Raw genomic sequence first — 13615 nt, 5'->3', positions numbered from 1 at the left:
CATGACCACCAAGATCATCCTGGACACGGATCCCGGCATCGACGATGCCATGGCCATCCTCTTTGCCGAGGCTCATCCCGCCATCGAGCTGGTGGGGATCACCACCGTCTTTGGCAATGCCACCATCGCCGATGGCACCCGCAACGCCCTCTGGCTCAAGGAGCAATTCGCCATGCCGGCCGATGTGGCCCAAGGCGCTGCCGCGCCGCTGGTGCGCCCCCCGGTGGGGGCGACCACAGTGGTGCACGGGCTCCATGGTTTCGGTGATGTCGAGGCGGGTGAGCCGAGCCTGAGCGCGGATCCCCGTCCCGCCTGGCAGTACATCGTCGAACAGCTCAAGGCCGCCCCTGGCGAAATCACCCTGGTGACCATAGGCCCGCTCACCAATCTGGCCCTGGCCCTTGAAAAGGCCCCCGAGATTGTGAGCCTGGTCAAGCAGGTGGTGGTGATGGGGGGCGCCTTCGGCGTCAACGGTCACCGCGGCAACGTGACCCCCTATGCCGAGGCCAATATCCACGACGATCCCGAGGCGGCCGACCTTGTCTTCACCGCCGACTGGCCCCTGGTCATCATCGGGCTGGACGTCACTCAGCAGAGCCTGTTCAGTGGGGCTTATCTGGATGCCCTGCGCGATGAGGCCGGGATGGCGGGCCGCTTCATCTGGGACGTCAGTCGCTTCTACCTGCGCTTCTATGCCGAGCGGATCGGCATGGATGGCTGTCATGTGCACGATCCCTCGGCCATCGCCTATGTCATCAATCCGGCGCTCTTTACACTGCGCCGGGGGCCGGTGCGGGTCATCACTTCGGGGCCAGCCATCGGCCACACCCTGCAAAAGTTTGATGACAGACGTCATCCCCATGACGACTGGGCGCGCTTCCGGGCTCAGGACGTCGGGGTGGCCGTCGATGCGAAGGCGCTGCTCGCCCTCTATCGCAAGACGCTGATCGACTGGAGCAAGCAGTGGGACTAGGCTAGGGAAGCCAAGTGTAAACCGTTCATTTTGTTCATCATCTGGAGGTGTTATGGAGTGGTATCTGACCGTCATGAAGCAATACGCCGTCTTTAGTGGACGGGCGAGGCGCAAGGAGTACTGGATGTTTGTGCTCTGCAACCTGGGGATAGCCCTGGTGCTGAGTCTGCTCGGCCAGTTGATTGGCCTCAAGGAGCAGATTGCCAACCTCTACTCCCTGGTGGTATTGCTGCCGAGTCTGGCGGTCGGGGTGCGTCGCTTGCATGACACGGACCGCTGTGGCTGGTGGCTGCTCATCAACCTGATCCCGGTGGTGGGCACCCTCGTCTTCCTCTATTTCATGGTCTGTGAGGGAGAGGCTGGCCCCAATCGTTTCGGTGAAGACCCCAAGGCCGGGTTATCGGCCGCCGCCACCTTTTGATCTCTCCAGAGCGCGCAGGCCATCTGAGCGCTCTGCTTCCCCAGTTGTTCTCCCTCATTGCCCGCTCGCCAAGATTGACGTTTCATGCCGCTCGCCATGTGGTTATGAGGGGCCATCCTGCAAGGCAGGGATCCGCTCGGCCAGGAAATCGATGAAGGCACGGGCCTGGGGTTTGAGGAAACGACCACCGCGAAACACCGCATGGATCTCGTCGTTGCGGCTCTCATAGGGGGAAGCCTGCCAGCCCGGCAGCACCCGCTGCAGGCTCCCCTCATTGATCCCGCGCTGCACCATCCAGCTCGACAACAACAAGAGCCCGCAGCCGGCCCGGGCTGCATCGAGCAGCGGGGTGCCGCCAATGGAGGTGAGGTTGCCTTGCACGGCGACCCGACACTGCTGTGAACCCTGGTTGAAATACCAGTGCTGACGCTGGCGGCCATGGCCGCGGATCAGGCAGTTGTGTCTGGCTATCTCGTGTGGCGTGGCGGGTTCGCCATGACGGGCAAGATAGGCGGGGGAGGCGACCAGCAGGGAGTGATTGGTGAGCAAATGGCGGGCATGCAGGCTGCTGTCGGCCGGGCGACCAATACGGATTGCCACATCCACGTTTTCGGCATCCAGATCCACCAGGCGGTTATCGAGTTCGACTTCGAGACGCACCTGGGGGTAGCGAGCCAGAAATTCGGGCAGCAGCGGCGAGAGGCAAGCCGCGCCGAAACTCTCGAATACCGAGACTCGCAGCGGCCCGCTGGGCGCTTCGTGCAAAGGCTGGAGGGATTGCACCAGCTGATCGGCCTCCTCCAGCAGTCGCACCGAGCGGGCCAGGAAATACTCCCCCTGTTCGGTCAGCAGCAGCTGGCGGGTGCTGCGCTTGAAGAGGGGAACCCCAAGCTGGGCTTCCAGGCTGTCTATGGTACGGGTTACCGAGGAGGGGGCCAGATTGAGGGCCCGGGCGGCGCGGGAGAAGCTGCCTGACTCAACCACCTGGGCCAGGATACGGACACGATCCAGCACTGTGACTCCTTTGCGATAAACGCAAAACTATTGCAGTTTGTAGCTGTATTCTATTTGCGAGTGAGTGGATGGACAATGACGTTGTCGCCCAACATCGGGCATCTCTCCCACAGGAGCACCACAATGTCAGACCGTATCCAGTTGGCCAGCCAGGCCCCCGCCGCCATCCAAGCCATGATGGGCCTCGAATCCTATCTCGGCAGCACGGACATTCCCCTCAACCTCAAGGAGCTCATCAAGCTGCGCGCCTCCATGATCAATGGTTGCGCCTATTGCATCGAGATGCATGCCGAGGTGGCGATGAAGATGCAAGAGAGCCCCCAGCGGCTGCTGGCGCTGGCGGCCTGGCGTGAGTCTCCGCTGTTCGATGGGCGTGAACGCGCCGTCCTGGCGCTGACCGATGAGGTGACCCTGATTGCCGGGCAGGGCGTCACCGAACACACCTATCGACAAGCACAGCAACTGCTTGGGGATGCCCTGCTGGCCCAGTGTCTGATGCAGATCATCACCATCAATGCCTGGAACCGGGTGGCGGTTGCCACTCAAATGGAACATGAACATCGTTGATCCCGGCCTCCCATGCCAGGCGCCCATTGCCAGTCAGAGTGGGGGGATGGAATGGGACATATTGATATGGCGCAGCAGCCATAACATGTATTGCAATGGGGTGTTTAGCTCGGGAAAATGTTTCTTAAATGGTTTTGTTTGTTTTAAATATGTTAATTATAAGGGGGGGTAAACCCTCCCCCAGGGCCTTATTCATGGTCAACATAGGGCGAAAATATAATTAATCTAACCTTGGGGGCCGGCTGTTTGCCCGCCTGATGCGGCCTCCCTGCATTTATGAAAATCCCGCGGGTCATCCATTGACCCCACTCTTCACAATGGCAACTGTTCAGGGATTGTTCATTTTGCGTCATGATGGCTTTTTTGGGCCTCGCATGGGGCACTTATTTGTGCCTGACGACCTTGCGATTAGTTAATGGAACGCTGACATCTGGTTTCCAAAAAGTAACTATTTGCTTCGATTAATTTTTCATGTTGTTCACATGGGGGTGTCTTGCTCAAAATAATGCGTTTTATTTATAGCTTTACGTCTTGCAAGATAGATAAAGGAAGTAGCATGAGACCTTTGGAATATAAGAAGGGCTTGGGGACTTTGTTATTAATCACCGCCGCCAGTTTGCTGAGTGGTTGTGATATGGCATTAATGAATCCCAAGGGCCAAGTTGGCCTGGAAGAAAAGTCACTGATATTAACAGCATTGTATTTGATGTTAATTGTGGTTATTCCAGTCATCGTCATGGCAGTGGTATTTGCCCGCAAATATCGCGCTTCCAATACCAGTGCCACTTACGCACCGGATTGGGCCCACTCGACCAAGATAGAAGTGGTCGTCTGGACAGTCCCCGTCATCATCATCGCCATCCTGGCCGTGATCACCTGGAAAACCTCCCACGAGCTTGACCCCTACAAGCCGCTGGTCTCTGACGTCAAACCTGTCCAGGTTGATGTGATCTCATTGGATTGGAAATGGCTGTTCGTGTATCCGGAATTGGGCATAGCCTCTGTCAATGAATTGGCATTCCCGGCCAATACGCCGGTCAATTTCCGTATCACCTCCGATTCGGTCATGAACTCCTTCTTTATTCCTAGCCTGGGCGGTCAGATTTACGCCATGGCGGGCATGCAGACCAAATTACACCTTATCGCCAACGAGGCTGGTCAATACGACGGTATCTCCAGCAGCTATAGCGGTGCCGGTTTCTCCGGCATGAAATTCAAGGCCATCGCCACGCCGGATCAGGCAGGTTTCGATGCCTGGGTTGCCAAGGTGAAGCAGTCGTCCAAGCCACTCATGACCATGGGTGAATTTGATGTGCTTGCCAAACCGAGCCAATACCATCCGGTCGAGTATTTCTCCAGTGCCGATCCAGCTCTGTTCACCAAGGTGATCAATAAGTTCATGGGTCACGGCATGAAGATGAAAGAGGGCGAAAAAATGGATATGAGTCATGGCCAGAGCATGGATCACAGTGCACACCAGCAACAGGGTGAGCAGCAGGATCATGCCGGTCAGATGAATATGCCGATGGCTAGCCAGTCAGTACAAGCGGTATCCGGGGAATAATAGATGTTTGGAAAATTAACACTCGAGGCCATCCCTTACCATGAGCCCATTATCGTGGTCACGGTTGCCTGCATATTGCTGGGCGGGATGGCCATTGCCGGGCTGATAACCTATTACGGCAAGTGGCAATATTTGTGGCAGGAGTGGTTCACCTCGGTGGATCACAAGAAACTGGGGATCATGTATCTCATTCTGGGCATGGTCATGCTGCTGCGCGGCTTCGCCGATGCGGTGATGATGCGTACCCAGCAAGTGATGGCGTCGGCCGGGGGGGAGGGCATATTGCCGCCTCACCACTACGACCAGATCTTCACCGCCCATGGCGTCATCATGATCTTCTTCGTGGCCATGCCGCTGGTGATCGGTCTGATGAACATTGTGGTGCCACTGCAGATCGGCGCCCGTGATGTGGCCTTCCCCTTCCTCAACAACCTGAGCTTCTGGTTCACCGCCGCGGCCGTGGTGCTGATCAACATCTCCCTCGGGGTCGGTGAGTTTGCCCAGACCGGCTGGTTGGCCTATCCGCCCTTGTCGGGCAAGGAGTACAGCCCGGGCGTCGGGGTCGATTACTGGATCTGGAGTCTGCAGATCTCGGGTCTTGGCACTCTGCTGACCGGGGTCAACTTCTTCGCGACCATCATCAGGATGCGGGCTCCGGGCATGACCATGATGCGTCTGCCGGTGTTCACCTGGACCGCCCTGTGCGCCAACATCCTGATCATCGCCTCTTTCCCGATCCTGACCGTCACCATCGCCCTGCTCACCGCAGACCGTTACCTGGGTACCCATTTCTTTACCAATGACATGGGTGGCAACATGATGATGTACATCAACCTGATCTGGGCCTGGGGTCACCCCGAGGTCTATATCCTGGTGCTGCCGGTGTTTGGTATTTTCTCGGAAGTGGTGGCGACCTTCAGCAAGAAGAAGTTGTTCGGTTACACCTCCCTGGTGTGGGCGACCATCGCCATTACCGTGCTCTCCTTCGTGGTCTGGCTGCACCACTTCTTCACCATGGGGTCGGGTGCCAACGTCAACGCCTTCTTCGGCATCTCCACCATGATCATCTCGATCCCGACCGGGGTGAAGATCTTCAACTGGCTGTTCACCATGTACCGGGGTCGCATCGCGTTCACCTCGCCCATGTTGTGGACCGTCGGCTTCATCATCACCTTCACCATTGGGGGGATGACCGGGGTGCTGCTGTCGGTACCGGCTGCCAACTTCGTGTTGCACAACAGCCTGTTCCTGATCGCGCACTTCCATAACGTCATCATCGGCGGCGTGGTGTTTGGCTGCTTCGCCGGTATCACCTACTGGTTCCCGAAGGCGTTCGGCTTCACCCTGGACGAGACCTGGGGCAAGCGCTCCTTCTGGTTCTGGATCACCGGCTTCTTCGTGGCCTTCATGCCGCTCTACGTGCTGGGCTTCATGGGCATGACCCGTCGGGTCAGCCAGCAGATCGATCCCGCCTTCCATGGCTGGCTGGTGGTGGCCGCGTGCGGCGCTGGCCTGATTGCCATCGGCGTTCTGTGTCAGGTGATTCAAGTGGTGGTCAGTATTCGTGACCGCGAGAAGAACCGCGATCTGACTGGCGATCCCTGGGGTGGCCGTACCCTGGAGTGGGCAACCTCTTCCCCGCCGCCCTTCTACAACTTCGCCATCGAGCCGAAGATTGCCGGACTGGATGCGTTCTGGGAAGCCAAGCAGGATGGTTCTGCCTACCAGCAGCCCCAGCGCTACGTCCCGATCCACATGCCGAAGAACTCCGGTGCGGGCGTCATCATCGCCGCCTTCAGCGTGGTGTTTGGTTTCGCCATGATCTGGGACATCTGGTGGATGGCCATCGCCGGCTTCGTCGGCATGATAGCCACCTGGATCATTCACAGCTTCAACGATGATGTGGACTACTACGTGCAGGTCGACGAGATCGAACGCATCGAAGGTCAGCATCATGACAACATCAGCAAGGTGGCATGAGAACCGATATGGCTACTGATATTCTGCAACACAATCATCATCAGGGTGCCCATGACGGGCACCATGATGCCGGCGCCACCAAGGTGTTTGGCTTCTGGATCTACCTGATGAGTGACTGCATCCTGTTTGCCACTCTGTTTGCAACCTACGCGGTGCTGGTCAATGGCACCGCCGGGGGCCCGAGCGGCAAGGACATTTTCGAACTGCCGTTCGTGTTTGGCGAGACCATGCTGCTGCTGTTTAGCAGCATCACCTTCGGGTTTGGCATGCTGGCCATGAACCAGAACCGGGTCGGCACGGTCAAGGCCTGGCTGATGGTCACCTTCTTGCTGGGTGCCGGCTTCATCGCCATGGAGATCTACGAGTTCCACCACCTGATCGCCGAAGGCTATGGCCCCCAGCGCAGTGGTTTCCTCTCCGCCTTCTTCACCCTGGTCGGTACCCACGGTATCCACGTCACCAGCGGTCTTATCTGGATCATCGTGATGATGGTGCTGATCTCCAAGAAGGGGCTGACCGAGCGCAACCGCACCCGCCTGATGTGCCTGAGCCTGTTCTGGCACTTCCTGGACGTGGTGTGGATCTGTGTGTTTACCGTGGTCTATCTGATGGGGGCAATGTAAAAATGAGCAATCATGTCGTTGACAATCACGGCGCCAGCCACGGCAGCGCCAAGACGTACCTGATAGGCTTCGTGCTCTCGGTGATACTGACCGCCATCCCGTTCTGGATGGTGATGGACGGCTCCGCCTCCCATCACCTCATCCTGGGCACTGTGGTCGCCACTGCCGTCATCCAGATCTTCGTGCATCTGGCTTACTTCCTGCACATGAACACCTCCTCCGAGGAGCGCTGGAACCTGGTGGCCCTGGTGTTTACCGTGCTCATCATCGCCATCGTGGTGGGGGGGTCCTTGTGGATCATGTACAACCTCAACATCAACATGATGCCAAGTTGAGTGGTGTGATGATGAAGCAATACCTGCAAGTGACCAAGCCGGGCATCATCTTCGGTAACCTCATCTCGGTTATCGGCGGTTTCCTGCTGGCCTCCAAGGGGAGCCTGGATCTGCCCCTGTTCATCATGACCATGGTGGGGGTCTCCCTGGTGGTCGCCTCCGGTTGTGTGTTCAACAACTACATCGACCGGGACATCGACTGCATCATGGAGCGCACCAAGAACCGCGCCCTGGTGAGGGGGCTCATCGCCCCCGGCGTCTCGCTCTGGTACGCGACTGCCCTCGGCATCGCCGGGGTCGGGCTGCTCTACTGGGCGGCCAATCCGTTGGCGGCGCTGTTGGCCGTGTTTGGCTTCATTGTCTATGTGGGGGTCTACAGCCTCTATATGAAGCGTCATTCGGTCTATGGCACCCTGATTGGCAGCCTGTCTGGCGCCGCGCCCCCCGTCATCGGTTATTGCGCGGTGAGCGGCCAGTTTGACTCGGGCGCCCTGATCCTGCTGGCTATCTTCAGCCTGTGGCAGATGCCGCACTCCTATGCGATTGCCATCTTCCGCTTCAAGGATTATCAGGCGGCGGGCATCCCGGTGTTGCCGGTGGTGAAGGGCATCTCTGTGGCCAAGCACCACATTACCCTCTACATCCTGGCCTTCATGGTACCGACCCTGATGCTGTTCCTCGGCGGCTACGCCGGTTACAAGTACCTGATCGTGGCGACGGCGGTGAGCGTCTGGTGGTTGGGCATGGCCCTGTCGGGTTACAAGCAGGCGGTCGATGACTCCCTGTGGGCCCGCAAGCTGTTCATGTTCTCGATTGTCACTATCACCTGTCTGAGCGTGATGATGTCGGTGGACTTCCAGCCGGATGCGGCGCCGATATTGGTAGGCATGTTGCCTTGATCTTGGCTCAACGATGTTCTCCATCGTCGTCATCATCTTCACCTGCCTGAGCGTGATGATGTCGGTGGACTTCCAGCCGGATGCGGCGCCGGTATTACTGGGCATGTTGCCTTGAACCTTGCGGTCGCCCTCAGAGTAGAGATCGGCTTGTTCATCTTGCCCTGAAAATGAGTAGAATCCAGAGCCGGGAACTTTCCCGGCTCTGTTGTTATATGGGGATGGCCAAGGGCCAGGTCTGTTTTCTCCCAGGCGACGGCGTCAGCGCCATCGCCGGTATTTGCTACCCATGACCACCGGTTCCTCGGCCACTATCCCGACCACACACCTCCAATCACACTGAGGCCGTCATGCATGATTTCAAGATGACCCGGGGTGAACTGCGTGCCACCTGGGCACTCGGTTCCCTCTTCTCCCTGCGAATGCTCGGCATGTTTATGGTGCTGCCGGTACTGACTACCTACGGCATGTCTCTGGCTGGCGCCACCGAAACCCTGATCGGCATCGCCATCGGCATCTATGGCCTGACTCAGGCCCTGCTGCAGATCCCCTGCGGCCTGCTCTCGGATCGTATCGGTCGCAAGCCGCTCATCGTCGGCGGCCTGCTGATGTTTGCCCTGGGCAGCGTCATGGCCGCGCTGACCCACAGCATCTGGGGAGTGATCCTCGGCCGCGCCCTGCAAGGCAGCGGTGCCATCTCCGCCGCCGTCATGGCCCTGCTCTCGGATCTGACCCGCGAGCAGAATCGCACCAAGGCGATGGCCTTCATCGGCATCAGCTTTGGCATCACCTTCGCCATCGCCATGGTGACGGGGCCGCTCATCACCCATGCCATCGGCCTCTCGGGGCTGTTCTGGCTGATAGCCCTGCTCGCCTTTGGCGGCATCGCCATCACCCTCTGGTGGGTGCCGGCCCCGAAGGCGCATCTGCTCAACCGCGAGTCCAGTCTGGTCAAGGGCGGGCTCAAGAGGGTGCTTGCCAACCCCCGGCTGCTCAAGCTCAACCTGGGCATCCTCTGCGTGCATACCCTGCTGATGTCGAGCTTCGTGGCGCTGCCGCCCCTGCTCGAGCAGGCGGGGCTGCCCCGTGACCAGCAGTGGAAGGCATTCCTGTGCACCATGCTGATTGCGTTTGTGAGCGTGGTGCCCTTCATCATCTACGCCGAGAAGCGCAGGCAGATGAAGCGGGTATTCCAGATCTGCGTGCTGCTGATGCTGGGGGCGGAAGTGGTGCTCTGGCAGTCGGGTCTGCAATTGTGGGGCATATTGGCCGGCTTGCAGCTGTTCTTCATCGGTTTCAACCTGATGGAGGCACTGTTGCCGTCGCTGATCAGCAAGGAGTCGCCGCCGGGTTACAAGGGCACCGCCATGGGGGTCTACTCCACCAGTCAGTTCCTCGGGGTGGCCATCGGCGGCAGCCTGGGGGGCCTGCTCTACAGCCAGGGGGGCGCCACCCTGGTGTTTGGCAGCTGCGCCGTGCTGGCACTGATCTGGTTCGGGGTCAGCCTCACCATGCAGGAGCCGCCCTATGTCAGCAGCTTGCGCATCGTGCTGCCAGAGGGTGTGGCGGCCACCGAGGCGTTGGAGCAGAAGGTGCGCGCCCGTGAAGGGGTGAAGGATGTGCTGCTCGACAGCGCCGAGCGCTCCCTCTACGTCAAGGTGGATTCGCGGCGCATCAAGCGCAGCGATCTGGAGCAGCTGGTCGCCGGTTGATGGGGGGTGAGCGGTACACAGCACCCATTGCTATGCTGAGATCCTCAACAAGGAGGCTGTTATGTCATATGTCGATGGATTCGTGATTGCCGTGCCCACGGCCAACAAGCAGGCCATGATTGACCATGCCAAGCACTTTGATCCCCTCTTCCTCGAGTTCGGTGCGACCCGAGTGCTGGAGTGCTGGGGGGACGATGTGCCCCACGGCAAGCAGACCGACTTTTACCGCGCCGTGGCGGCCAAGGAGGATGAAACCGTGGTCTTCTCCTGGGTCGAGTGGCCGAGCAAGGCCATCCGGGATGACGCCATGACCAGGATGATGCAGGACCCCAGGATGGATCCGGCCAGCCCCATGCACCAGACCATGCCCTTCGATGGCGCGCGCATGATCTTCGGCGGGTTCAGTACGGTGCTTGAACTCAACGCATGAGCTGCTTTCCCTAACATAAAGAAGAGGCCCGCCTGATGGTGGGCCTCTTTTTTATCGGGGCCCGCATCAGGGCACTGTGTTGCCATCCCCTTGGCCCCTGTTCCCTATCCCAGTGGCGCCATGGCCTCTACCAGCACGGCGTTCAGGCCGGAACTGGCAGATAAGGGGGCAAGATCGCTACCCCGGCCATGCACAGAGTCGATGAAGTTGCCGCCTTCCTGAGCCTGGCGCCAAGCGCCCAAAACAAGACACCGGCGCGAGGCCGGTGTCTTGGGATAACAGGGTCGCGCCCCTGCAGGGGGCACGCGGTCAGGGCGGCTTAGGCGTAGAAGGCCTCGACGGTGCCCTTGACGGTGATCAGCATGGGGTTGCCGTAGCGATCCTTGGCCTTGGGGGAGGGGATCTTCACCCAACCTTCGCTGATGCAGTACTCCTCGACATTGGTGCGCTCCTTGCCGTTCACGCGAATGCCGATCTCGTGCTCGAAGCACTCTGCCACATGGTGCGGGCTGCGCGGGTTGGCCGCCAGATGGTCGGGCAGTGCCGGTTTGTTGTCGCTCATTTTATTTACCTGAGTTTGATAAAAAGTGGGTCATTGTAGGCAATGCCCGCCATGGGCTCAAGGCTGGGTTGCGTCCCAGGGGTGGACAAGGCCCGGCTACAGTTGCAGCTCGGGCAACAGCGTCGCCTGCGCCTGAAAATGGTGGCAACGGCGCTCAACGTCGTCTCTGTAACGCGCCAGATAAGCCAGTTCGGCGGGATTGTTTGTCTCAACCAGGGCGATGGCGGCATCAAGATGATGCAGTATGTCGCTGGCCATCTTGTGCAAGGTCTGCTGCAACAGGCGTTTGGGCAGCTCACATGCCTCGGCCATCTCCAGCAACTGCCATGCGTTGACCGCCTCGGGAGCAAACTCGTCGCCGATGGCCATGGCCAAATGCTGGTTGAACTCGGGGTAAAGCCCCACATTGACCAGATCGTACCAGGGGGTGGGCATCAGCCCTGCTTTTGATACGAAGAAGCTGTAGTTCTTGCCGTGGGCATCGTGATTGTTGACGCAGAGGTTGAAGAGCAGCCATTGCAGCATGTCCAGTCTGGCCTGCGCCGGATTGACACAGAGGGCGCTGAGACTGAACAGCAGTGGCAGGCTCACCCCTTCCCGAATATGGGCCACGTCCCGCCCGTCACCGAAGTTGCGTTCATATTTTCGGGCGACGGGAAACCCCAGCCCCTGACAGGCATCGATCATATGGCGACGGCGCACCCTCAAGCCATCCTCATCGAGGCGCCGATCGAACCGTTCCACCAGCAAACCTCGGTGGGACTTATCGCCTTGGCCGACCCTGTGCAGCTCGACCTGTGCCACTGGCATGCCCAGCAGTGCGGCCAGCCGCATGGTCACAAATTCATTGATCACCAGATGAGGATGGTGCTCGAACTTGAGGAGGTGGGTGGAACAGAGCTCGCCCTCGCCAAATCCCAGCGCCCCCTCGAGTCGCAGCAGGTTGAGCTTGGCCTGCACGCCCGCAACCGAGAGGCGGGGGCGGCCATCCCAGACTTCCAGCGGCCAGATCTCGGGCTGATCGAGGCGTAGCAACAGCTCTTCCGGGGTGATGGGGCGAAACTGGGTGGGGACGTCGGGCTCTGCGGGCAGGGTAAAGGTGACAGCCCCGGAGACATCGCGACCTATGCCGTGGATCAGGGCAAAGAGATTGCTGCGCGAAACGGAGAGCGCCTCAATCAGGTGCTCCAGCCCGCGATTTTCTGGCAGCAAGTTGCCGAGATACGCCCGGATCTGGGCACTGCTGGCCGAGCCATCCAGCGCCAGCGGGGGGGAGAGCGGGAATCCGCGCGCCTGCCACTCAGGTGTATAGCCGAGCTGAAACGCATCCCGGTTGGAGTCATATTCGAGATGGCCGATCAGCTGATTACCCAGCCGAAGTTCCAGCCGATGGCGCTCAGAACCACTCATCATCACCGACCTCTGGTTGGCTGTTGCCGCTCGCTACCTGTGAGCCCGCTTCTTGCACCAGTTGCAACCTCAGCCCCAGCGCCTTCATCACTTGCAACAGGGTCGAGAGGTAGACATCACCCCCCTTTTCAATCTTGATCAGGGTCTTCTTGGAGATGCCGCACAGTGAGGCCGTCACCTCCTGCGTCATCCTGGCGGCCTTGCGCCTCTCGCGTATCGCCAGCCCCAGCGAGGCGGGATCCAGTTCTTTCGGGCCGGTTTGCAACGATGTGTCTGCCATCATGATCACGAAAAAAAGTGTAGGTTGTTACACCTTAACTCATGGTAAGAGCAGACAGCAATCAAAAGTGTACGATAGTGCACTTTTTATGGTCCTGGTACTGGTTGCGAGAGAAAAGTGTAGAGGAATTCACTTTTTAGAGCGGGAAGGTGGTGAGGGCTGGTCTGGGGGATGGTCGAGGGGCCGGGAGGATGTCGCTTGCAGAGCAGTATTGAACTTCATGTTCACTTCACCGAGCGGGGGTAGGGTAGGAAACAGTTTTCAGTTGGAGCTTCACCCTGTGCCCACCATAGTCACCCACGCCGCCGTGCCCCTCTGCCTTGGGCTCGGGCTTGGTAGCCGGATTATTCCGCCGCGTCTGCTGCTGGCGGGGGTTGCCATCGCCATGCTGCCCGATGCCGATGTGCTCGCCTTCAAGCTGGGGGTCGCCTACGGCCATGTCTTTGGCCACCGCGGCTTTACCCACTCATTGCTGTTCGCCTTTGCCCTGCCCACTCTGGCCATGCTGTTTCACCGCAAGCTTAAGGCCAGCGCCGCTACCGTCTGGTCGTTTCTGCTGGTCTCTTTGCTCTCCCACAGCCTGCTCGATTCCCTCACCACCGGCGGCAAGGGGGGTGGTTGGCTCTGGCCGTGGCGTGACGAGCGTTTCTTCGCCCCCTGGCAGGTGATCCGGGTTGCCCCCTTCAAGCTGGAAGCCTATCTCACCGCCCGAGGCGAAGCGGTGATCCTCTCCGAGCTCTACTGGGTCTGGCTGCCGGGAGCTGTGCTGATGCTGGCATTGATGGGATGGCGGGTGTGGGGAAGGGGGAGGTAGTGGCGGGATTAGAGAGGGTGGTTAGATATATCGT

Annotated in this window: 15 protein-coding genes; 11 read left to right on the top strand and 4 right to left on the bottom strand. The window is 59.3% G+C overall.

Annotation, left to right across the window (positions count from 1 at the left end):
• Position 1 precedes the first annotated feature (1 nt).
• Both M2366_RS02810 and M2366_RS02805 read left to right on the top strand, forming a co-directional pair.
• Positions 2 to 973 (top strand): nucleoside hydrolase, encoded by a 972-nt coding sequence (locus M2366_RS02810; protein ID WP_259268899.1) that lies wholly within the window; start codon positions 2 to 4, stop codon positions 971 to 973.
• Between the two features lie 52 nt (positions 974 to 1025).
• Positions 1026 to 1394, top strand: coding sequence for a DUF805 domain-containing protein (locus tag M2366_RS02805; protein WP_042040274.1), 369 nt, complete (start codon positions 1026 to 1028; stop codon positions 1392 to 1394).
• Between the two features lie 102 nt (positions 1395 to 1496).
• Here the strand turns inward: M2366_RS02805 and M2366_RS02800 are convergent, their stop codons facing one another.
• Complete coding sequence (locus tag M2366_RS02800; RefSeq protein WP_259268898.1) at positions 1497 to 2408, bottom strand: LysR family transcriptional regulator; 912 nt, start codon at positions 2406 to 2408, stop codon at positions 1497 to 1499.
• Between the two features lie 123 nt (positions 2409 to 2531).
• On the opposite strand from M2366_RS02800, the gene M2366_RS02795 reads away from it, so the two are divergent.
• The 8 genes from M2366_RS02795 to M2366_RS02760 all read left to right on the top strand — a co-directional run bounded on the left by M2366_RS02795 (position 2532) and on the right by M2366_RS02760 (position 10515).
• A complete protein-coding gene (locus M2366_RS02795; RefSeq protein WP_042040278.1) occupies positions 2532 to 2975 on the top strand; it encodes a carboxymuconolactone decarboxylase family protein in 444 nt (147 codons plus the stop codon).
• 556 nt (positions 2976 to 3531) lie between these two features.
• Positions 3532 to 4539, top strand: coding sequence for a cytochrome o ubiquinol oxidase subunit II (cyoA, locus tag M2366_RS02790; protein WP_259236344.1), 1008 nt, complete (start codon positions 3532 to 3534; stop codon positions 4537 to 4539).
• A 3-nt stretch (positions 4540 to 4542) separates the two neighbouring features.
• Positions 4543 to 6519 carry a cytochrome o ubiquinol oxidase subunit I gene (cyoB, locus tag M2366_RS02785; protein ID WP_259268897.1) on the top strand — a complete coding sequence of 659 codons (1977 nt, stop codon included), beginning with the start codon at positions 4543 to 4545 and terminating at the stop codon, positions 6517 to 6519.
• Between the two features lie 8 nt (positions 6520 to 6527).
• Positions 6528 to 7142 (top strand): cytochrome o ubiquinol oxidase subunit III, encoded by a 615-nt coding sequence (locus tag M2366_RS02780; protein WP_259236342.1) that lies wholly within the window; start codon positions 6528 to 6530, stop codon positions 7140 to 7142.
• Positions 7143 to 7144: 2 nt separating this feature from the next.
• The gene (locus tag M2366_RS02775; protein ID WP_224432513.1) at positions 7145 to 7477 is read left to right on the top strand and encodes a cytochrome o ubiquinol oxidase subunit IV; all 333 of its coding nucleotides are present in this window, start codon (positions 7145 to 7147) and stop codon (positions 7475 to 7477) included.
• A 5-nt stretch (positions 7478 to 7482) separates the two neighbouring features.
• Positions 7483 to 8376 (top strand): heme o synthase, encoded by an 894-nt coding sequence (gene cyoE / locus M2366_RS02770; protein ID WP_224432967.1) that lies wholly within the window; start codon positions 7483 to 7485, stop codon positions 8374 to 8376.
• A 347-nt stretch (positions 8377 to 8723) separates the two neighbouring features.
• The gene (locus tag M2366_RS02765; protein ID WP_259268896.1) at positions 8724 to 10085 is read left to right on the top strand and encodes an MFS transporter; all 1362 of its coding nucleotides are present in this window, start codon (positions 8724 to 8726) and stop codon (positions 10083 to 10085) included.
• Positions 10086 to 10146: 61 nt separating this feature from the next.
• The gene (locus tag M2366_RS02760) at positions 10147 to 10515 is read left to right on the top strand and encodes a DUF1428 domain-containing protein (RefSeq protein WP_259268895.1); all 369 of its coding nucleotides are present in this window, start codon (positions 10147 to 10149) and stop codon (positions 10513 to 10515) included.
• A 319-nt stretch (positions 10516 to 10834) separates the two neighbouring features.
• Here the strand turns inward: M2366_RS02760 and M2366_RS02755 are convergent, their stop codons facing one another.
• The 3 genes from M2366_RS02755 to M2366_RS02745 form a co-directional block, all read right to left on the bottom strand.
• On the bottom strand, positions 10835 to 11077 hold the full coding sequence (locus M2366_RS02755) for a DUF3297 family protein (RefSeq protein WP_168234692.1): 243 nt from the start codon (positions 11075 to 11077) through the stop codon (positions 10835 to 10837).
• Positions 11078 to 11173: 96 nt separating this feature from the next.
• Entirely contained in the window at positions 11174 to 12490 is a 1317-nt protein-coding gene (locus M2366_RS02750; RefSeq protein WP_259268894.1) for a HipA domain-containing protein, read from the bottom strand.
• The gene (locus M2366_RS02745) at positions 12474 to 12767 is read right to left on the bottom strand and encodes a helix-turn-helix domain-containing protein (protein WP_259268893.1); all 294 of its coding nucleotides are present in this window, start codon (positions 12765 to 12767) and stop codon (positions 12474 to 12476) included. Before M2366_RS02745 ends, M2366_RS02750 begins: the two co-directional genes overlap by 17 nt.
• 280 nt (positions 12768 to 13047) lie before the next feature.
• On the opposite strand from M2366_RS02745, the gene M2366_RS02740 reads away from it, so the two are divergent.
• Positions 13048 to 13581, top strand: a complete 534-nt coding sequence (locus M2366_RS02740; protein ID WP_259268892.1) for a metal-dependent hydrolase — start codon at positions 13048 to 13050, stop codon at positions 13579 to 13581.
• Positions 13582 to 13615 lie beyond the last annotated feature (34 nt).

It is taken from the genome of Aeromonas sp. BIGb0405 (assembly GCF_024807335.1).
In the GTDB taxonomy this organism is placed as follows: Bacteria; Pseudomonadota; Gammaproteobacteria; order Enterobacterales; family Aeromonadaceae; genus Aeromonas; species Aeromonas rivuli.
This window is presented reverse-complemented; position numbering and strand designations above follow the sequence as displayed.